Below are 18994 nucleotides of genomic sequence, written 5' to 3'. Positions count from 1 at the left end.
ATTCTTTTCCCTTATCCTTTCCTTCTGCCCTCTACCATCTGCCATCTGCCTTCTTAACTACTAATGCATCAACAGTTCGACTAACTTACGAGTAATGGGAAATCTTGTTTGCCGCTCAAAGTGCAAAAACATTGGGCTAGGATTTGCTTCTAGGAAAAAGTATTCTCCGTCATGCCTACGACGCCAATCAATGGCTGTCCACTCTAGCATCAATGCTTGAGCAATATCTAAACATTGTTGTTGAACCGTAGCAGGCAATTCTATGGGAATTAACTCAGCTTCCACATCTTCTCGAAAGTCTAACTGGCTGCTGCGAATTTCAGCTGTATAAACTGACTTACCAATTACATAGCTACGAATATTAGTGCCTGGAACGTATTCTTGTATAGTTACAGGAGAAAAACTCAGAGCTAAACTCAATCGTTCTGGTTCTAGATGATCTGCTGTTACTAATTTGGTGTGTGCGCCTCCATATACAGGCTTAAATATTACTTTATCTAAGGATTGGATAAAATTAATCACTTCCTCTGGATCGTTACTAATCAGAGTTTGGGGAATTGTCACTCCTATTTGTTTCACCTTGCTCAGTTGGAGAGGTTTTTCTTTGTGAAATTGGTATGCCTGCCAAGAATTTACCCAACGTGGCTGACAAGATTGCATGAGCGATCGCAAAGTACTCATTGAATCATTGATGGCTATTTGCTGCTGATGGCGATCGTATAAAGGAGGCACAGAAACCCCAGAAAAATTCCGCCAGTAAACACTATGGATATCTTCAATTTCTAGCCTGCGCCCTTCTGGCAATATTAAATGTCCTGTTTGATTTGGTTTCCACGATATGCGTAATTGAGTTGGGAATAAAGACGTATCTAAATAATCTGCCATTACTCCCGCCTCCATCAGAGCATTTTTGATTGCTGAGGCATGGGCATCTTGAGCATTACCCAAAATTAAAATATTCATCTTAAAAAATTTAGAAAATATTTATTTAATAAAATTGCAGCATTTGATTTATCATGCTGCAATTTCATAGTCTGAAAAACACAAACCAGACATTTTATGAAGATTTTCAGCCCATATAACAGTGGAATTTAAACAAGGTCTTTGGAAAGAATTAAAATGGTTCAAAAGCAAAAACCACCGTGTTCAAACCAGGCCTTTGTGATAATTATGCCCCCTTCTTCACCTAAAGCTTTGGTACTAACTTGTCCCCCTCCTCCTTCTTCACCAAAAGCTTCGGTAGTCATTTCACCACCTTCTTCACCCAAGGCGAGGGTTGTAACTTCACCACCACCTTCCTCGCCCACTGCTAAAGTTGTAGCATCAGCACCACCAGAAACTTTCTCGGCTTCATCGTTACTGATGTCTTCAATTTCTAAATTCAAAGATTTGAGTTCCGAAATATCTAAATCAAATGGGTGTCGCATAAAAAAACTCCAAAAATGTAAATTAATCGATACATTACAAAGTATCTTGAATAGAGTTTATATTTACTTCCTAACACGGATTATAATCTAATACAAAAACATATATACTTCAGCTTAAAGCCGTTTAAGTTACATATATAAGAAATAAATATTTCCTTTTTACGAAGTATTGATATCTTAACAATTAAATACAGTCTAAAATACAGATTCCCAACTTCTTAAAGAAGTCGGGGATCTTAAATTTATGAAAGATTTCTTAACAATTGATAATGTTTATTGTAGTCCTAACCATTCTTTAATTTCTCGAACCAACCATTTACGTTCTGCATCAGCTAACTCAGGACTAAATGAACCAAACTTATATTTTTGTGTTCCAGCTTCAACAGTGACACACATCAAAGGTTTATTATTAGAAGAAATCGGTTCTCTATTAATATAAACATTATGAATAGCTGAAGTATTTCCCTGCTGTCGTCGATAGTGGTGACCAAATAATTTCCACACTATAAAAAAATAGTCATGGTTAAAATAAATGTACACTTCCCCAAAAGCAGGCAAAATCAACAAAGTTAGTGGAAATAAGCCAGCTATCCAATGAAGTAATAAAAAAGGATAAAGAACAAAACCTGAAGTTATCAGAAAACCATACCAAACAGTAACAAAAAATATTAAAAAAGAATCTGAAAATTGTAGCCCTCTAGCTGGAATTTTTATTTCTAATTGGCTGGCAGTTTTCTTAAGTTGAACTCGGCTACCGTGGGGTTGAGAAACTAAAAATGAGGATTGAGAAACAAGGCGACTGTTGAGAGCTTCTAAAGCTTGGGTAGCTGTTTTAAATCTTTGCTCAACATCTGGTTCTGTCATTCCTTCTAGCCAACGCACAAACTGAGGACTTAAGTTAGTGCGATCGCTAAACTGAATTCGCATATTTCGCTGTGGTAAATCAGCAGGTGCAGTACCTGTAACCAGATGAATTAAGGAGGCTCCTAAAGCGTAAATATCAGAAGCAGGAACTGCTCTACCACCAAATTGTTCTATAGGAGTATATCCGTAAGTACCAACTACTGTAAATGTGCCTCCTGGGGCAGTGGCTTTATCTTGTACCGCCCCAAAGTCAACCACATAAATTTGATTGTCTTCACCTAAAATCAAATTACTTGGTTTAATATCACGGTGGAGAACAGGTGGAATCAAGGAGTGCAAATAATTGAGAATTTCCAATACATCAGTAGCAAATTTTCGCACCTCTTGTTCAGAAAATTTTCTTCCTTGATTTAATAATTCTTTAAGAGATGAACCGGGAATAAATTCTTGAACTAAAGTAAACCAGAGAATGCGATCATCAATAGAAAAATAATCGCGGTACTTGGGAATGCAGGGATGGCTCAAGTTCTTGAGTACATCTGCTTCCCGCTCAAAAAGCTTGAGATCCTCCCATTGGAAGCGATCGCCAAAAGCTAAAAGCTTTACAATCACAGGTTCCTTTGGCTCAGTTGCTAAGTCTTCAGCTAACCATGTCTGACGCCCTGCATTTTGTCCTAATTTTTGCTTAAGTTGATAGCGCTCCTGTAATATTTGTCTTGCCTCCAGCATGGCAACTACTCCTGTAAAGGACGTAATTCTAATGTAATTCTTAAAACAGGAGTATGCTTGTATGCGCGATCGCCTTAACAAACGGTGATTTAATGATTCATGTTGGCAACGGGAGTATCTTGTAAATAACCTGCCGCAACACAGTCTTCAACTAATCTTTGAATAAAAGTCCATAATTTGGGCGCACCTGCTTCTACAGGAGCAATTCGCTTCATCACGCGATCGCGCGTCACACCTTCAAATAGTTAGGACTTAGGCAAAATCCCTCTCAAATCCTCTTGACTCCGTTCCCTAGCGTTCTCTGCGGTTTATTATTCCATAACTTGTGCGTAAATCCTGACAGTCAGTCTTATCAATCTCTATACTCAATCACCTCTCAAAAAACTTTTTTTAGGTTATTATGATAACGATTATCGTTAATGTATATGCTTACTTCCTCGATCCAGTCCAACTTAAGCTTGAACCTGCTTTGTACAAACATCTTGGCAACAGCAGTGCAAAAGCTACATCTAAGTATCAAGACTGCGATCAAATTAGTTACAGAAATAGGTTTCGTTTGTAATTCCACTCTTTGGCACAGCATAGTTTACCCGTGTGAGTTTCATTCACACATAGACACGCAATTGACTCAAGTTCACGAAATAGATCTCAAAAACCATGATTTATCAAACAGAAACACAAACCAACATTGAAATGCTCGATATTCCCAAGCGGGGAATGCCAGTTACTATAATTACAGGATTTTTGGGTAGTGGTAAAACCACGCTGCTCAATCAAATTCTCAAGAATAAGCAGAATTTAAAAGTTGCTGTTTTAGTTAATGAATTTGGTGATATTAATATAGACAGTCAGCTACTCATATCTATGGATGAGGATATGGTAGAACTGAGTAATGGCTGTATTTGTTGTACTATTAACGATGGATTAGTCGATGCTGTCTATCGAGTTTTAGAACGAGAAGACCGGATTGATTATCTTGTGATTGAAACTACTGGTGTTGCCGATCCTCTGCCAATTATCCTCACTTTTTTAGGGACAGAACTGAGAGATTTAACTAGGGTAGATTCTATCATCACTCTGGTAGATTCAGAAGCATTTACTCCTAACCATTACGAAAGTGAAGCAGCTTTAAAACAGATAACTTATGCGGATGTAGTTTTGCTAAATAAAACTGATCTTGCAACCCAAGAAAAGTTAAAAGAATTAGAAGCTTATATTCAGGATATTAAAGCTGGAGCAAGAATCCTGCATACTCAATATGGTCAAGTGCCATTGCCTTTAATTTTAGATGTGAATCTGACTCCAATAGATGAGTATACTTCCGAAATTGAGGAAGATACCCATGAACATCATCATCATGAACACACTCACGAGCATCACCATCATGAAGATACTCACGAGCATCACCACCACCATCACCATCATCATGGGCATCAGTCCAACCATTTAGAAAATGATGGATTTGTTTCTGTATCTTTCCAAAGCGATCGCCCCTTTGATGTCCAAAAATTTCAAACTTTTCTCACCGAACATTTGCCACAAAATATTTTTCGTGCTAAAGGAATACTTTGGTTCAGTGACAGTCCTTTACGGCACATTTTTCAACTGAGTGGGCCGCGCTATCAATTAGATGCAGATGAATGGAAAACTACACCTACAAATCAATTAGTTTTAATTGGACGAGATTTAGATACTAGCAAAATTTTATCACTTATCAATGAATGTTTGACATAATTAAAATAGTTGTTAATTCCTCGTAAAAATACTTGGAATTTAACAACTAGTAAATCTAAAGTTTCACCAGTAAAAACCTTCCAACAAAATCAAAACATGACTCTATCGATTCCTCCCGAACTAAATTCTGCATCAGAAGTATTGTCATCATTATCTACTCAGCAAACGCCAAAAGTAACAGAAGCTGAAATGATGCAAGCTGTGCGGACTTTGCTACTTGGCTTAGGAGAAGATCCAGAACGCGAAGGTTTAAAAGACACTCCTAAAAGAGTAGTCAAAGCTTTGCAGTTTCTCACCAAGGGATATCATGAATCTTTAGATGAACTGCTCAATGGTGCAGTCTTCACAGAAGATGCTAATGAAATGGTGCTAGTCCGGGATATCGATATTTTTAGTTCCTGCGAGCATCATATTCTGCCGATTATCGGTCGTGCTCATGTAGCATATATTCCGAATGGAAAAGTAATTGGATTATCCAAGATAGCCCGTATTTGTGAAATGTATGCGCGACGATTGCAAGTACAAGAGCGTCTTACCCTACAAATTGCAGATGCACTGCAAGGATTACTCAAACCTCAAGGGGTAGCAGTGGTACTGGAAGCAACTCATATGTGCATGGTAATGCGCGGCGTGCAGAAACCTGGTTCTTGGACTGTTACCAGCGCGATGCGAGGTGTGTTTGCAGACGATGCTCGCACTCGTGAGGAATTTATGAACTTAATTCTGCACAACACTAAATTTAGGTAACTTTCATTTTCTAAGCCACGCCTCGGTAGAACTAGCGCAATCCGATATCTATAACCGAGGCGATCGCTACCGATTGCTCTTCACTGGTGGAAGCAGCGAATTTGCTTTTGCGGACATTAACCAAGCAGAGCTAATTAATGACGAATAGCCGAGTAGTTAATTAACTTTTTACAACAATAGGAGTCTGCCAATGCCAATGAGTACAAAACAAGTATGTCATATACAACTAAATACAAAGCTCTTTTAACTTGATAATTACGACTTCCAAGTGCAGCCGATACACCTTCATGCACGTAGATATTTCTAATTCCGTATGCTATTGAAAAGATGTGCTTTGCCTGCAATGCATTATTATCTTTTATGAGTATAATTGCTGCTTCAATTAACTTTTGTGTTCCACCTGTAGTGTTATTTTTTAGATATGCAAGAAGATGATAAACTTCACGTCTCCATGCTTCTCTATGCAAAACTTTACCATACATCAACTGATTAAAATTTGACGTAATTGGATTAAAACCTAATGCTTCCAACGTACTTTCTTGATAAAAATCAACTTTGCTATGGAAATTCGTATCTTTAGGAATTACTTCAGAAGCTGTCTTAACTAAATGTTCAAAGGCAAACCATAAATCAGATATTTTGAGCATTAACATATAGCAGGCTCTTGTGTCTTCTTTAGTGATACGTAAATTATCATTAAACTCAATTTTCATTCCCCAAGTTATATTAAACCTCTTATCAAACCTGTCAAATTGGCTTAAGTTTTTATCTTGACTGATTTTTGATATTAGTAATTTTGCATTTTTACTATAGCTCTCAAAAAGAGCTTCTAAGATAGATTGGTTAACGTCGAAAAATACTTTCATTTAAGACTTAAACATTTTCTATTTGGATTTGCTCTATCATATAGCAATCCAAATGACATTGTGAGAAAATACGTAAATTTGATATTAGGAATAAAAGTTAAATTTTATTCAGACTTGGCACTTATAAATTGCGGCTACCCAGCTAAAAACCCTCTGCGTTGGTTATTTCAGCAAATACACGCAAGCGCGTTTTGATTGTGTCAAATTATACTTATATGATTATTTCTAAATTTCTGCGTCGCCAATTCAAGAGTTTTAATCTTGCCACCTACATATAACTTCTCGACTGCGTTCTCACTGATAGCTTGAGCAGTATAAAGACACAGTTGAGCGACAACCAACTACCTTGAACTTACCACTAGGATCTTTCACTTGTCCGCTCCAACGTCCTATTCGACCGCTGGAGCTACTCGAAGTATCTATCTACATAATCCACGCGCCGTTAGGAGATAAATTGCAAACGTCCCTAACCAATGACTAGTAGCATAACGATCGCTCGCAACATCTACCAGTCCAAACTGACGATGTAAAACAGCAATAGAACGAAGCCTATCGAGCCGAGAATCACTATCGGGTAAGCCAGAGATAATACCTTCAAGCATCCACGCTCGACTAAGGTTTAAACCCCGAAAATGAGATTGCAAATAGTCGTTGGGATTAGCTGCTTGTAAAGGCTGTAACAATTGTACAACTTCCTCTGTGAGTAATTGTGGAAGAAAATCAGTAAGCCAGTTCGTGAAATCTGCTGGTGAGAGAATGCGTCGCATCAAATCTGCTTCCGCAAGGCAGGGAGAAACAAAATCATAGCCCAACGGCTCAAATTGGAATGGATAATTTTTGTCGTCCAGATAAAATTGTCGTGCCTTATTGTCGATCAGATTCACAAGGTTTTCCTTGTTCTTGCTTCGTGCCCAATCGAGTGCTAGGCATAGCGGGAATGCAGTGTGAAAGTGCCCTCCTGTGCGATCGGGAAGTTCAAGTCTTTGTAGCCAGCGATGAAAGTTACTTGCAACCACTGTTTCTAAAGGCTCTAAGACAGATACCCATTCTTTCGCTTGGGCATCACTCCACTCGTCTAATTCCATCGCAAGTTGCAGTAGCCATGAAAACCCATAAGGGCACTCAAAAAATGGGCATCGCTGCAAATGGGCAATCTCTCCTTGAATTTTTTCTGAAGTAAGGGTTTGTTGCAGTGCTTCCCTTGCGGTCGTCTGAAATTCAGCTTCAGGAAAATAACGAGCTAACCGTGCAAGTAACCAATGTCCATGTACGGCTGAATGCCAATCCAGACAACCATAAAACGCTGGCGTCAATTCGCGTGGTGGCTTAATATCTTCATCGCTTTCAAACCAGAAAACGTTGTTGTGTGGATACTCCTGGTTGATGCAGTTCAGCACTAATTGAACAAACTTCGTTGCGATCGCTACATCAATCTCCATTGCTTTGAACTCCATAGTTTCTCAGCTGTAGTGTTGCAGCTTCTGTTTAAATATCTTGTCAATGACGAGATATAAGAATGACAGGTATTGATTTTTATGTTATGTCAAGTCCGGCTAATCACTTATCATTAAAATCTCCCCGCGTCTGGTGCGTCAGCCTAAACAGTAAGTCTTTAAGCAGACATGATATTATGCAAAATCGTCACTTAGAAGTGTGAACTCAATTCGTCTAGCATCCGATTAGCTCTAGCCTTATTCTAGAGATTGAGGAACTTCCAACTGACAAGGCGCACACAAGCCAAAAAACTCCAAGGTGTGATAGTAAATCTTAAACGACAGAGACTGACGTAATTGAGTTTCTAGTTCGCAAACAGGACAAGCCTCTACGGGGATTGACTTACCGCATTGCAGACATACAACATGGTGCTGATGTTGCTGCACCAAGCTATACTGAGACTCACCCTTAACTGAGGTACGACTTTGTACTAATCCCCTTAACTTCAATACTTCCAGCGCACGATAAACAGTTGCCAACCCCAAGCGTTGATGAGATGAGCGCAGTTGCACGTACAAATCCTGAGCAGAAATTGGGGACTCAAGTTTTTCTAGAAATTCCAAAATGCTCTGTTGATAGCGAGTTAGTCGAGATGTTACACCAATACTGCTCATACACAACAAAAGTAGGTAACGACTGAGAACTGGCTTTACAATTTTATCAAGGCTATGATTATGATAATAATTATCATAATCATAATCTGATTAAGATGGAAGACACTCAACCATCCTTACCTACTAAAACTGACTTAGCAATTATCGGTGCTGGGCCTCATGCTTTAACATTGGTAACCCACTTACTGCAAAAACGGCAAACTATGCGGGGTAAAATTTTGGTGTTTGACCCTAGTGGCAAGTGGATAAGTCGCTGGCAGCGCCAATTTGCTGCTTTAGAAATCCCCCATTTACGTTCTCCAGCTGTACATCATCCCGATCCCAACCCATTTGCGTTGCGTAAATTTGCTGAATCTCGTTCTAGTGAGTTATTTCCTCCCTACGACTTGCCGGGAACTCAGTTATTCCAAGATTTTTGTCAGGATGTAATTTGCCGCTTTTCATTGCAACAGCAGGTGATTCCCCTGGCTGTAACACGTATTCAACCTTTACCTCATCCCTTGCGCCCCCGTCTGCGCTTGTGGTTGCAAGATGGGCAATCAATTACGGCGCGGCGGGTAGTAATGGCAACGGGCAACGGGAAATTGCAAATTCCCGACTGGGTAACCCAGATAGAGCCGGAGTATCCACGCGATAGAATTTGCCACTCAACTTCAGTGGATTTACGTAAATTATGTCTAACAGGTGAAAGAGTATTAATTGTTGGTGGTGGTTTAACGAGCGGGCATTTAGCAGTGGGTGCTATTTCTCGTGGTGCGAAAGTCCACTTGATGATGCGGCGACAGTTACAACAAAAATTATTTGATGCCGAACCAGGTTGGTTAGGGCCAAAATATTTGAAAGGATTTTTTGCAGAACAAGATTACGAGAAGCGCTTGGCGATGATTTTGGAAGCTCGTAATGGCGGTTCTATGACACCAGCGATCGCTATGCAACTGCGACGAGAAGTACGCAACGGTAATCTTAGGATTGATGAAAACTGTCAAGTAATTCAGGCTGAGTGGATGGGTGAGACTTGGCGAGTCAAATGCAGTGATAGTAGTCAGCATGAGTATAGTAGAATTTGGCTTTCTACAGGCACTAAATTTGATGTTACATCTGAGGTCTTATTACAAGAAGTTTTGGAAGCATATCCAATTAAGATAGTTAAGGGATTGCCAGTTTTGGATGAATATTTGCGCGTTCCGGGTTGTGAATTATTCTTAATGGGTGGGTTAGCAACTTTACAAGTCGGGCCAACTGCGCGAAATTTATCTGGTGCGAGAATGGCGAGTGAGAAGATTGTTCCAGCAATTGTGAAGTCAACAATCGCGCTTTCGCATCCTAGAAGTGCATAAGGGATAGGGGATAGGTGACAGGGAACAGGGGACAGGGGATAGGTGACTAGGTATTGGGCATTAAGAAATTTGGCATTGCTGAATCGTGGTATGAATCCGGATACTCAGACACGATATATCGCGTCTGGTACAAAGATTTTGACATTACTTATCGCCAATGATTATTTATGAGTCTGATTTATGAGTAATCCAATTATTACTGTTGTTGCCGGCTTGGCTGGGTGTGGCAAAACTACCTGGATTTACCAACAGCTAGCTAATAAAGACGAGAAATTTCGCTTTAGTGATGAAAATATAGTGTATTTCAGTCCTGGTGTGGGCAATGTTCCTATCGATAAAACGCGCCTAGCGACGGAATTACCCAAAGTTAAAGTTTTTGGCGATGGACAAGAGGTTGAGTTTTTTAAGCACTTAGCAGTAGCAAATGTTGTCTATATTGAACTTGGCTTTTATTTAGAATTGAGTGCGATCGCGCAAATATTAGACAACCTAACTTATCACGCTGTTGCCCTTGTGCCGCCACACCTCCAAGATTCTGAGTACCATGTTTGGGCTGACGAGATAGTTATTGGTGCAGACACCCAAACTAGTTTTGCCCAAGCTAAATTATGGCGGGCATCCAGCACAGGTCAAGTGATAGACGAAGACAGTTTACACGAATTGTGGTACGAAATCACCCACGGAGCTTATGGAACAGTTACCCGTGCTAAGGGAATTTTTAATGTTCCTGACGGGCGATCGCTTTACGCTGATTTTGTGGCGGGTGTTCCTTCCACAGATTTTCTCGAATTAGATCTTCCTCGTCACTTGGATGGGATACCCCAAAGTTTCAGTGGTTTAGAAGTGCTGGGAAATAACTTAGATGAAGCTTCCTTGCGCCAAACATTGGAAGATTGCTGTTTATCTGAAGCTGCAATTTTGCATTACCAACAACAGGTAAAAGAAACTCTATTAGAGGAGACAAAAGCGTGAAAATAGCAGTCATATCCTGTATTCACGGCAATATCGAAGCCTTAGATGCCGTTTTGCTAGATATCGATCAACAAAAAGCTGAAAAAATCTTTTGTGTGGGTGATTTAGTTGGCTATGGCCCTTATCCTAATGAAGTAGTAGAAAAAATTCGCTCGTTAAATATTCCCACCTGTGTAGGTTGTTGGGATGAAGATATTGTTGAGGGCTTAAATGCTTGTGAGTGTAGTTATCCGTCATTAATAGCTGAAAAACGTGGCAAGTTAGCTCACGAGTGGACAAATAAAGAAATTAATTCAGAAAATCGCAATTTTTTAGCAGAATTACCCTATAGTTTACGTGAAGGCAATCTCACTTTTGTTCATGGTAGTCCCCATAGCAACCATGAATATTTATTGCCAGAAGTAGATGCTTTTTTAGCATTAGAAAGAGTTCTTTCTACAGGTGCAGATGTTCTATTTTGTGGACATACTCATGTACCTTATGTTCGTATATTAGATGCAGTCAACTTAAAAATTAGTATTAAAAGTAAAGGAAAAGAAGAACAGCAAAAAAAATTTTATGCTTCAATGAAGCAGATAGTCAACGTTGGTTCAGTCGGAGAACCACGGCATGGACGACCAAATGCAACTTATGTAATTTATGATATTAATACTCAAGAAGTAACACTCAGAGAAATACCCTATAATTACCAAAAAACTTGTGCAGCAATTATTGAAAAGGGCTTACCTGCAATTTTTGCTTGGCGTTTAGCGCATGGTTTGGAATATGCAGAAAGGGCTGACGATCCTACTCATATTTGTACTAGGTGATGGGTTAGTAGGAGCGGGTTTTGTTGATAATCTTGCCGTTCAAACGGATAATTTATCTTCTAAACCCGCCCGTACAGTAGTTAGTGGTTAGTAAGAACAAATTATTTTTTTATGACTAAATGGGCAATTTTAAGTGGAATTGAAGGTAATTTGGCAGCTTATAAAGCAGTAATGACAGATATTCAGCGTCAAATTCGTTCAATTGAAGCATTATATATTCTTGGCGATATAGTGGGGCCAACACGAGAATCTGAACAGTTGATAGAACTTGTACGTCAACCCCAATTTGGAGAATTAGAACCTTTGGTTTGCAAAGGATGGTGGGAAGAACAGTGTTTGATTTTGCATGGGCTTGGTGCAATCGGTGAACCCACTGAGTTGATGGCAAAATATGGAGTAGAAACCGTTAAATTGCTGTGGGAGTGTGTCTCACGTCAAACTGTGCAATGGATCAGAAGCCTTGATTTTGGGTTTTTTGAACTGGATTGTTTGTTAATTCATGGCACAACGGTATCTGTAGATGAGGAACTCACCCCAGAAACTTCTCCAATAATTATGTGCGATCGCCTCATGCGAATGCAAGCTCATAATTTATTTTGCGGTCGTTCTGGTTTAACTTTTCAATATCAACTGCAAGCAGGTTCCATCACCGCAAGAGTTACAACCCTTGATAGTAAAGCATCTCCCCAAACAGTCAACCTCACCCCACGTCAAATCATTGGGGTAGGCAACGTTGGAAAGACTCCAGGAGAAGCAACATATACTCTCTACAATCCCAGCACAAATCACGTAGAATTTCGGACTGTACGATATGGGACAAGTAAGGGTTTTAGACCCCTCTCAACTAGAAGATAATGATAAATCATATATTCTATTTCCTATTCCCCTAACCCTGTTACCGTGTTTGAGATATTTTTCACTACTTGATTTGGATACAAATAGCTACCAGCAGCTACAAAATTTTCATCTACAATTTGCACGCCAGGGCCAATATAAGAGCCAGCTCCCAAAAACACATTACTGCCAATTTTTACTTTTTTAACATACAACATTAAGTCTTGTTTTTTAGGTTTGATAACATGGGAATAAATACCGATTCTATGACCAAAAACTACATTATCACCTATTTCTAATAACGAGCGATCGGCAATTTCGAGATGGGGTGTCCAATAAACATTTTTACCAACTTTTGCTCCCCACAACCTTAGCCAGAAAGAAAAAGCACCAGGAATGAGGCGCAATCCAGCCTCTAATGCCGGAAAGGTAATATATATAATTTGTATTTGATGAGTGCCCCACCAAGGAGAGTAATTTTTACCTAGTAAATAGCTGATTCCTTCTTGAAGAGGGTAAAACTTTTCATGTATTTTGTATACTAACAAGGGAAATACATACAAAGAAAAAAACAAAGCAGCAACACTAAATATACTTGGTAGAAAGCAAATAAAGAGGAAAGATATGAATGCCATTAATATTACCAAAGCAGGAAATAAGGAGAGCAAAGTGCTTAGAATAGTCATACATTGCGAACGGTTTGGGAAGTATTTTGCCGGAGATATGTAGATAATTGCAATCAGGCTTAGTGTAGAGAGGTATTATTGGGTAAGTCTAGTGTAAAACGGCATTACATCTGCGAAACGACACGATCCGCCAAAAATATTCTTTTTGCCTGACAAACACTCACTGGGTGTAATACCAAACTTCCTTTTGAATACAGCAGCAAAGCTTCCTGTACGAATTAGTATGACACCAACTGACAACGATAAAATAAAAACAAATCGACCAAAGGCAGTCTTTATGGCAACCCAACTTGGTGCAACTAAATCGCCAACTGAACTGGTAATATCGTGGGAAGCATTGCCCGACGATTTTCAATTAGAGGATGAACCAGTGGAAAATACAGGTCAGCCAATTTTGGCTGGTGCTTTGCGTGAAAGTTTAGAAATCAGTGGTTTCATCCAACCCCAGATGTTGATTGCTTCCAATTTTGGTCTTTGCGCGACTGTAAATGGGCAATTTATTGTTAAAGCACCGGATTGGCTTTATGTTCCTTGCGTAAATCAAGTTTTAGGAGAACGCAAAAGCTACACCCCCAATTTAGAAGGGGATGTGCCTGCGGTGGTGATGGAATTTTTATCTGATAATCAGGGGGAAGAATATTCGGTAAAACGAACCTATCCACCAGGAAAATGGTTTTTTTACGAGCAAATTTTGCAGGCTCCCATATATGTAATTTTTGACCCTAAGGTTGGTTTGTTGGAATTTTATCAACTAGAAAATAGACGCTATGAACTAAAACTGCCAGATGAAAATGGTCGTCATTGGGTTGATTCAATGGGCTTATTTTTGGGAACTTGGCAAGGAACAAAAGAAGCCCGAACTGGTTATTGGTTGCGGTGGTGGGAGCGGACAGGTAATTTGTTACCGTGGGCAGTGGAATTGATTGAACAAGAACGCCAGCGCGCCGAACAAGAGCGTCAGCGCGCCGAACAAGAGCGTCAGCAAAAAGAAAAGCTCATAGCCTTTTTGCAATCTCAGGGCATTGATCCGAATAACTTGCCTATAGACTAAACATTATTAGTTGCTTTTCTTAACAATAGAACCAGAGGCTATCTTAGAGTAAGATTTAATTCTGTAATGTAATTGCTCGGCCTCATCAATGAGTTGTTCAATTCCAACTTCTTGAATGCCTTTAACGTAATTAATTTTGATTTCTTCCAGTAAATCTATCAGTAAAGTTTGAATTTCCTGAACATTGTGTTTTTTCTGTAACTCTTTTTCTAACGCCTCACGAAAATTACTACCTAAGCGGGAAGTAATCTCTGCTAAAACTGGATCTTCTATGACATTAATCAAATTTTTGTATGCGATTTGAGATACGGATTTTGACAAATTTTCTGTTAGTTGAGATGGGAAATTGTTCAAACCAGGAAAGTACTGCAATTGTTGCCAAGCTGGCAATTGGTTAAGAGTGCTAGTAATGCTATGGTGCAATAAGTCTTCAATGTCTGGTTGCACTTTTGGAAGAACATCATAAACACTAACATTAACTAGACGGGTAGTGAGTGCGTGAACTTCATTTGTATTATTGACCTGCACATAAGGTTGGCGAGACTCAGGATGAAACAACCAGGTGGTTACATCTCCGCGTTGAATCGATGCTTGGATTTGATCGATTACCTGAATACCTACCATTTCTGTCAATTCTGCGGCAAAGCTGATGACAAAATCACGTTGAGCTTCTGCTCTTACAGGTTCTAGATTTAATAAATCTGTTTGATAAAGACGAATTGTTACAGGAATTACTCGCAGCCATCGCCAAAATGGCAACAACAAGAAAATATCATACCAGCGTCGCAATAGCGCTCGAAACCAACCTATTTCAGGATGACGGCGTTTAATAAAGTGGATACGTGTTAATAAATCGAGAGCAAATACGATGACAAATGACAGGTCGAGTAGCCAAAAATAATCGACAAATTTTCCAAATCTATTAATATCTCGATAGAAATTGGTTTGAATTAAAGGGCGAATTTGAGAATTCCAAAAATTAATTTCTTGCTGCCAACCTCTACTCTGCAAGTAAGCCGAACTCCAAAAAGTTGTAAAAGCATCACGAGCAAAGTTTTCATCTGTTCTTTGTCGAAGTTCTTCTTTAACTTTTTCTAAAATTTTACTTTTATTCCCTACTGCAAATGGGTTATCTTCAATTATTTGCAGACTACTTTGGCGCATTTGTGCCAGTTGATTTTCTACTTGGGGTGATTGCAATCCAGTTGCCACAACCTGTGCTTCTAAAGCTTCTACCTGCTTTAGATAATTAACAGTTTCTGGATGAGGTTTTATACCCTTAATTGGATCGTAAAAACGGGTAAGTCCAGGGATAGTTTGTAGGTAAAAATCCCGTGCATATAGGTAGCTAGCGTTAAAAAAAAACTAACACCAAGTTGATTAGGGCGATAATCGCAATGAGGCGTTCTCGACAAAGATGTTGGCGTTCAAAATGAGGTGTATACTTTGCCATTGTCTAATCTGAGGAAATTGTAGTTAGATTTCTATTTCCATTTACTTCTGTAGTTTCTACGGGACGGTTTTGTATCCAAGCGAACAAAGCTCCACCCCCAAGTAAAATTAGGGTGATGCCTGTGACAATTTGAAGCATGATGCTATAACGCATAGTTATTATTGGTTGCGCAAATTTACTACTAAATACTATATGTGCGGGTTTAACATAAATATCTCTGATTTAGGGAATATCTTCGACATCAATTCGCCGTTCTGAACTCAATTAAACAAGATTGAAGTGTTCCATATGAATGTTCGTAGGTGGAACTCCAAGGTCATGTAAAGCTAATTCTACTTGATCCATCATCTTGGGCGATGCACAGATAAAGTATTGCCGTGTGGCGCGTCGTTTGGGTATGTATCGCTCCAAAAGTTCCTTGTCTACATAGCCTTTTTCTCCTGACCAGTCTTCGGGTGGTTCTCTTAGAACATGGATGATATTTAAGTCTAGCTTTTTCTTCAAATCTTCTAGTTCTTCGCGAAAGGTGACATCATCCCAAGTTTTGCTGGCATAAATTACTAAGTAGGGGCGATCATCTTTACGTTCGGCAGCAGTTACCAGCATACTGATTATCGGTGTAATGCCGATACCCCCAGCAATTAGAACAAAACCGGCTGAATCTTCATATCGATCTGTGGTAAATACTCCGTATGGCCCATCTAAAAAAGCTTTTGTTCCTGGTTTGACGTCTTTGATGGTGTTGGTAAAGTCTCCTAAAGCTTTGATACTGAACTCTATTTTCTCAGGGTGTTCTCCACTAGAAGACATGGAAAAGGGATGTTCTCGCATCCGAAATGGAGATATGTCGAGGGTAATCCAGGCAAATTGTCCGGGTTGGAAGCGAAAACCTTCGTGTCCTCTCGGTCTTAGTGCAAGTGTCCATACATTACCGCGTTCGGGTCGTACTTCCTCTACTAGATATGGTTTTTTGAGCATGAACCAAGGTTTCACCAGACGCACATAAACTAGCAACCACAGGGCGACGAGAGCGATCGCTGTCCACAATACAGCCTTCCAAAACAGTCCTAAGTAATTACCCACACCGATAGCGTGTCCTAATCCCAAACCAACTGTTAAGACTGCCAAAACTCCATGAGAAGTGCGCCAGGGTTCGTAAGGTATCTTCAGTTGCTGTCGCCAGATAGTAGTAACAACTAGTGCTATCAACGCCAAAGTTGCCGTAACGGCCATTCTAGCTCGCCACGGCGCTGTAAAAACGTTTAATAGTTGTAGTGTTTCTGGCTGGACTATGAACAAAATCAGCGGATGGATGAGAATGAATGCAAATGCTACCAACGAGATGTAGCGGTGAAACTGGAGGATAATATCAATACCGTAGGAAGCTTCTACACGATTAATACGGGCAGTAAGAGCAAATTGCAATGCCATCATAGCCAAAGCAATGAAACCCAAAGCAACCGAAAAGTCAGTCCAAACACCTCCTCCTGTTAGTGGGGGATAGATGAGCAGAATTAATAAGGGTAAGAGGGTGATGAACAAATATGCCCCAATCCAGCCAGCTGCAATGACAACCGGACTATGCATTAACAAACTTCTCATAAGCCACCTTTTTTAACTCTGTTGACGTGAAGCTTGGGCGCGTCTATTGATTTCTTGCCAATTGACGACGTTCCACCAATTATTCAAATATTCAGCGCGGCGATTTTGGTATCTGAGGTAATAGGCATGTTCCCAAACATCATTACCCATAATTGGATAAGAACCTTCCGTAATTGGGCTATCTTGATTAGGTGTACTTGTAATTTGCAACTGTCCTTGAGGATTGCGCACTAGCCAAACCCAACCACTACCAAAGCGATCGCCTCCCGCTTCATTAAACTGTTTTCTAAATTCCTCAAAACTGCCAAAGGTTTGGTTAATTTCTTGGGCAATTTCTCCTGTTGGTTCTACGCCACCTTGAGGACTCATAATTTGCCAGAATATTGTATGGTTAAGGTGACCGCCGCCATTGTTGCGTACTGTTGTGCGGATATCTTCAGGTACACTATTGAGATCGCGCAGCAATGCTTCTACGCTTCGATCTTGCAGTTGAGGATACTGGTTTAAGGCATTATTGAGATTCTCGACATAAGTTGCATGATGTCTGTCATGATGCAGTTTCATTGTTTCTGCATCAATAGCTTTCTCTAGGGCGTTATAGGGATAAGGTAATGGTGGCAACTGGGCAGGATTTGCACTAAGTTGGCGATCTAAAAAAGCAATGGGACGCGTATCTGTAACAGGTGCAGTCGTTTGTATGGGAGTAGCTGTAGTGTTTGTTGTGGGCGTCTCTGCTACCTGTTGAGGTTGACAAGCAAACAGGGTAGATACTAATAAAATACCTGTGAAAAACCAAATAATTGGTCGTAAAAAAAATGATTTCATCATACTTGAAATTTTTAATTATAAAATTGCTAGAAATATTACTTTTGTTCAAGCAAATTGAGCTACCAATCTCAGCAGAATTGAGTTAATAATTGCTAGGGCGATTGAACCTAATAAAGCACTCCAAAATCCATAACGTAACCTAAATCCTGGTACGAGCGCAGCTGCCAAGCCAAAAATGATGGCATTTAAAATAAAGAAAAACAATCCTATGGTTAGGATAATGAATGGTAAGAACAAAAGTGAGAATTGGCAGCAAAATAGCATTAAGAATACCAAAAACTATGGCAGTAATTGCTGCTTTGCCAAATCCATCTATTTCAATTCCCAAAAATGGTAGTCTAGAAATAATCAAAAAGCTCACAGCAGTGACTAACCAGGTAAGAATAAGACCTGCCATAATCATCCCTCCCTTTTTCAAGTAGTGATTAATTAGTAGAGGACAAATTGTATGTATAGCAATCCTATTTGAGTTGTAAAATTTTTGTGACAAACATCATTAGATCAGACCTAAAGAAAGATAATTCAAACACAATATCTCACTAATCATTTAGAACTGCTATATATTTAGTGTTGAAAGTAAATGTGATTAAAAAGTGACTAGAATCTAGAATTGCATGAGTAGAGAGTGAAGTAATTTTGCTGCGATCGCTAACGAGGCGATGGTTTTGTACCTGTGTAGGACACGCGATAAATTACGCCATTAGTATCGTCGGCGAATAACAGCGAACCATCTGGCGCTATGGCTAAACCAACCAGTCTACCAAACTGTGCCTTGGCATCTTTTGTCAAGAAACCTGTCATAGGCGTTAGACTATACCATTGCTGTAGCGATCGCATCTGACTAATGGAATAGTAGCTATCAATCTGGCTCACACTCAATGAGTGATTGAGGGCTGAAGTTACTTCGGTTTCTCAGTTATCCGACGTACAGCTAACAGATTGGGCTT

Annotated in this window: 22 protein-coding genes and 1 pseudogene; 9 read left to right on the top strand and 14 right to left on the bottom strand. The window is 39.6% G+C overall.

Annotation, left to right across the window (positions count from 1 at the left end; genetic code table 11):
- Positions 1–60: 60 nt before the first annotated feature.
- The 4 genes from UYC_RS0131890 to UYC_RS38375 all read right to left on the bottom strand — a co-directional run bounded on the left by UYC_RS0131890 (position 61) and on the right by UYC_RS38375 (position 3253).
- The gene (locus UYC_RS0131890; RefSeq protein ID WP_016872314.1) at positions 61–963 is read right to left on the bottom strand and encodes an MvdC/MvdD family ATP grasp protein; all 903 of its coding nucleotides are present in this window, start codon (positions 961–963) and stop codon (positions 61–63) included.
- 161 nt (positions 964–1124) lie between these two features.
- The gene (locus UYC_RS0131885; RefSeq protein WP_016872315.1) at positions 1125–1427 is read right to left on the bottom strand and encodes a hypothetical protein; all 303 of its coding nucleotides are present in this window, start codon (positions 1425–1427) and stop codon (positions 1125–1127) included.
- A gap of 273 nt (positions 1428–1700) precedes the next feature.
- Positions 1701–3020: a serine/threonine protein kinase gene (locus UYC_RS0131880; protein WP_016872316.1), complete on the bottom strand. Its 1320-nt coding sequence runs from the start codon at positions 3018–3020 to the stop codon at positions 1701–1703.
- Positions 3021–3109: 89 nt separating this feature from the next.
- Positions 3110–3253, bottom strand: coding sequence for a hypothetical protein (locus UYC_RS38375; protein WP_016872317.1), 144 nt, complete (start codon positions 3251–3253; stop codon positions 3110–3112).
- Positions 3254–3420: 167 nt separating this feature from the next.
- Here UYC_RS38375 and UYC_RS38370 point away from each other — a divergent pair, with 167 nt between their 5' ends.
- From UYC_RS38370 to folE, 3 genes are all read left to right on the top strand, one after another.
- Positions 3421–3582 carry a hypothetical protein gene (locus UYC_RS38370; protein ID WP_157171295.1) on the top strand — a complete coding sequence of 54 codons (162 nt, stop codon included), beginning with the start codon at positions 3421–3423 and terminating at the stop codon, positions 3580–3582.
- A gap of 95 nt (positions 3583–3677) precedes the next feature.
- Complete coding sequence (locus tag UYC_RS0131870; protein WP_016872318.1) at positions 3678–4754, top strand: CobW family GTP-binding protein; 1077 nt, start codon at positions 3678–3680, stop codon at positions 4752–4754.
- Between the two features lie 96 nt (positions 4755–4850).
- The gene (gene folE / locus UYC_RS0131865; RefSeq protein WP_016872319.1) at positions 4851–5501 is read left to right on the top strand and encodes a GTP cyclohydrolase I FolE; all 651 of its coding nucleotides are present in this window, start codon (positions 4851–4853) and stop codon (positions 5499–5501) included.
- A gap of 134 nt (positions 5502–5635) precedes the next feature.
- Here the strand turns inward: folE and UYC_RS0131860 are convergent, their stop codons facing one another.
- The 3 genes from UYC_RS0131860 to UYC_RS0131850 all read right to left on the bottom strand — a co-directional run bounded on the left by UYC_RS0131860 (position 5636) and on the right by UYC_RS0131850 (position 8475).
- Positions 5636–6367, bottom strand: coding sequence for a hypothetical protein (locus UYC_RS0131860; RefSeq protein ID WP_016872320.1), 732 nt, complete (start codon positions 6365–6367; stop codon positions 5636–5638).
- 419 nt (positions 6368–6786) lie between these two features.
- The gene (locus UYC_RS0131855) at positions 6787–7821 is read right to left on the bottom strand and encodes a DUF2891 domain-containing protein (RefSeq protein ID WP_016872321.1); all 1035 of its coding nucleotides are present in this window, start codon (positions 7819–7821) and stop codon (positions 6787–6789) included.
- Between the two features lie 237 nt (positions 7822–8058).
- Positions 8059–8475 (bottom strand): Fur family transcriptional regulator, encoded by a 417-nt coding sequence (locus UYC_RS0131850; protein WP_016872322.1) that lies wholly within the window; start codon positions 8473–8475, stop codon positions 8059–8061.
- Between the two features lie 95 nt (positions 8476–8570).
- On the opposite strand from UYC_RS0131850, the gene UYC_RS0131845 reads away from it, so the two are divergent.
- The 5 genes from UYC_RS0131845 (at position 8571) to UYC_RS0131830 (ending at position 12448) form a co-directional block, all read left to right on the top strand.
- Entirely contained in the window at positions 8571–9812 is a 1242-nt protein-coding gene (locus UYC_RS0131845; RefSeq protein WP_016872323.1) for an FAD/NAD(P)-binding protein, read from the top strand.
- A 42-nt stretch (positions 9813–9854) separates the two neighbouring features.
- Entirely contained in the window at positions 9855–9983 is a 129-nt protein-coding gene (locus UYC_RS40100; RefSeq protein ID WP_268743972.1) for a hypothetical protein, read from the top strand.
- A 9-nt stretch (positions 9984–9992) separates the two neighbouring features.
- Positions 9993–10784 (top strand): CobW C-terminal domain-containing protein, encoded by a 792-nt coding sequence (locus UYC_RS0131840; RefSeq protein WP_016872324.1) that lies wholly within the window; start codon positions 9993–9995, stop codon positions 10782–10784.
- Positions 10781–11593 carry a metallophosphoesterase family protein gene (locus UYC_RS0131835; RefSeq protein ID WP_016872325.1) on the top strand — a complete coding sequence of 271 codons (813 nt, stop codon included), beginning with the start codon at positions 10781–10783 and terminating at the stop codon, positions 11591–11593. The genes UYC_RS0131840 and UYC_RS0131835 overlap by 4 nt, the downstream gene beginning before the upstream one ends.
- 111 nt (positions 11594–11704) lie before the next feature.
- Entirely contained in the window at positions 11705–12448 is a 744-nt protein-coding gene (locus tag UYC_RS0131830; RefSeq protein ID WP_016872326.1) for a hypothetical protein, read from the top strand.
- A gap of 23 nt (positions 12449–12471) precedes the next feature.
- On the opposite strand, the gene UYC_RS0131825 is transcribed toward UYC_RS0131830, so the two are convergent.
- Positions 12472–13113 carry an acyltransferase gene (locus UYC_RS0131825; RefSeq protein WP_016872327.1) on the bottom strand — a complete coding sequence of 214 codons (642 nt, stop codon included), beginning with the start codon at positions 13111–13113 and terminating at the stop codon, positions 12472–12474.
- Between the two features lie 277 nt (positions 13114–13390).
- Between UYC_RS0131825 and UYC_RS0131820 the strand changes: the two genes are divergently transcribed.
- Positions 13391–14164 (top strand): Uma2 family endonuclease, encoded by a 774-nt coding sequence (locus UYC_RS0131820; protein WP_026087292.1) that lies wholly within the window; start codon positions 13391–13393, stop codon positions 14162–14164.
- Between the two features lie 6 nt (positions 14165–14170).
- Here the strand turns inward: UYC_RS0131820 and UYC_RS35905 are convergent, their stop codons facing one another.
- From UYC_RS35905 to UYC_RS38365, 6 genes and pseudogenes are all read right to left on the bottom strand, one after another.
- The gene (locus UYC_RS35905; RefSeq protein ID WP_016879803.1) at positions 14171–15376 is read right to left on the bottom strand and encodes a hypothetical protein; all 1206 of its coding nucleotides are present in this window, start codon (positions 15374–15376) and stop codon (positions 14171–14173) included.
- A gap of 244 nt (positions 15377–15620) precedes the next feature.
- A complete protein-coding gene (locus UYC_RS39180) occupies positions 15621–15770 on the bottom strand; it encodes a hypothetical protein (RefSeq protein WP_016872330.1) in 150 nt (49 codons plus the stop codon).
- A gap of 111 nt (positions 15771–15881) precedes the next feature.
- Positions 15882–17219 carry a ferredoxin reductase family protein gene (locus UYC_RS0131805; RefSeq protein WP_026087293.1) on the bottom strand — a complete coding sequence of 446 codons (1338 nt, stop codon included), beginning with the start codon at positions 17217–17219 and terminating at the stop codon, positions 15882–15884.
- 12 nt (positions 17220–17231) lie between these two features.
- Positions 17232–18044, bottom strand: a complete 813-nt coding sequence (locus tag UYC_RS0131800; protein ID WP_016872332.1) for a superoxide dismutase — start codon at positions 18042–18044, stop codon at positions 17232–17234.
- A gap of 48 nt (positions 18045–18092) precedes the next feature.
- Positions 18093–18444, bottom strand: a pseudogene (locus UYC_RS35900) (phage holin family protein).
- A 251-nt stretch (positions 18445–18695) separates the two neighbouring features.
- Complete coding sequence (locus tag UYC_RS38365) at positions 18696–18920, bottom strand: hypothetical protein (protein WP_127011403.1); 225 nt, start codon at positions 18918–18920, stop codon at positions 18696–18698.
- Between the last annotated feature and the right edge of the window lie 74 nt (positions 18921–18994).

Origin of the sequence: Chlorogloeopsis fritschii PCC 6912 (assembly GCF_000317285.1) — a bacterium.
GTDB classification, from domain to species: domain Bacteria; phylum Cyanobacteriota; class Cyanobacteriia; order Cyanobacteriales; family Nostocaceae; genus Chlorogloeopsis; species Chlorogloeopsis fritschii.
This window is presented reverse-complemented; position numbering and strand designations above follow the sequence as displayed.

What these genes read in the sequence shown, in the direction of transcription:
- UYC_RS0131890 (WP_016872314.1), bottom strand. Translation starts at nt 963, where the DNA reads ATGAATATTTTAATTTTGGGTAATGCTCAAGATGCCCATGCCTCAGCA.
- UYC_RS0131885 (WP_016872315.1), bottom strand. Translation starts at nt 1,427, where the DNA reads ATGCGACACCCATTTGATTTAGATATTTCGGAACTCAAATCTTTGAAT.
- UYC_RS0131880 (WP_016872316.1), bottom strand. Translation starts at nt 3,020, where the DNA reads ATGCTGGAGGCAAGACAAATATTACAGGAGCGCTATCAACTTAAGCAA.
- UYC_RS38370 (WP_157171295.1), top strand. Translation starts at nt 3,421, where the DNA reads ATGATAACGATTATCGTTAATGTATATGCTTACTTCCTCGATCCAGTC.
- UYC_RS0131870 (WP_016872318.1), top strand. Translation starts at nt 3,678, where the DNA reads ATGATTTATCAAACAGAAACACAAACCAACATTGAAATGCTCGATATT.
- folE (WP_016872319.1), top strand. Translation starts at nt 4,851, where the DNA reads ATGACTCTATCGATTCCTCCCGAACTAAATTCTGCATCAGAAGTATTG.
- UYC_RS0131860 (WP_016872320.1), bottom strand. Translation starts at nt 6,367, where the DNA reads ATGAAAGTATTTTTCGACGTTAACCAATCTATCTTAGAAGCTCTTTTT.
- UYC_RS0131855 (WP_016872321.1), bottom strand. Translation starts at nt 7,821, where the DNA reads ATGGAGTTCAAAGCAATGGAGATTGATGTAGCGATCGCAACGAAGTTT.
- UYC_RS0131850 (WP_016872322.1), bottom strand. Translation starts at nt 8,475, where the DNA reads ATGAGCAGTATTGGTGTAACATCTCGACTAACTCGCTATCAACAGAGC.
- UYC_RS0131845 (WP_016872323.1), top strand. Translation starts at nt 8,571, where the DNA reads ATGGAAGACACTCAACCATCCTTACCTACTAAAACTGACTTAGCAATT.
- UYC_RS0131840 (WP_016872324.1), top strand. Translation starts at nt 9,993, where the DNA reads ATGAGTAATCCAATTATTACTGTTGTTGCCGGCTTGGCTGGGTGTGGC.
- UYC_RS0131830 (WP_016872326.1), top strand. Translation starts at nt 11,705, where the DNA reads ATGACTAAATGGGCAATTTTAAGTGGAATTGAAGGTAATTTGGCAGCT.
- UYC_RS0131825 (WP_016872327.1), bottom strand. Translation starts at nt 13,113, where the DNA reads ATGACTATTCTAAGCACTTTGCTCTCCTTATTTCCTGCTTTGGTAATA.
- UYC_RS0131820 (WP_026087292.1), top strand. Translation starts at nt 13,391, where the DNA reads ATGGCAACCCAACTTGGTGCAACTAAATCGCCAACTGAACTGGTAATA.
- UYC_RS39180 (WP_016872330.1), bottom strand. Translation starts at nt 15,770, where the DNA reads ATGCGTTATAGCATCATGCTTCAAATTGTCACAGGCATCACCCTAATT.
- UYC_RS0131805 (WP_026087293.1), bottom strand. Translation starts at nt 17,219, where the DNA reads ATGAGAAGTTTGTTAATGCATAGTCCGGTTGTCATTGCAGCTGGCTGG.
- UYC_RS0131800 (WP_016872332.1), bottom strand. Translation starts at nt 18,044, where the DNA reads ATGAAATCATTTTTTTTACGACCAATTATTTGGTTTTTCACAGGTATT.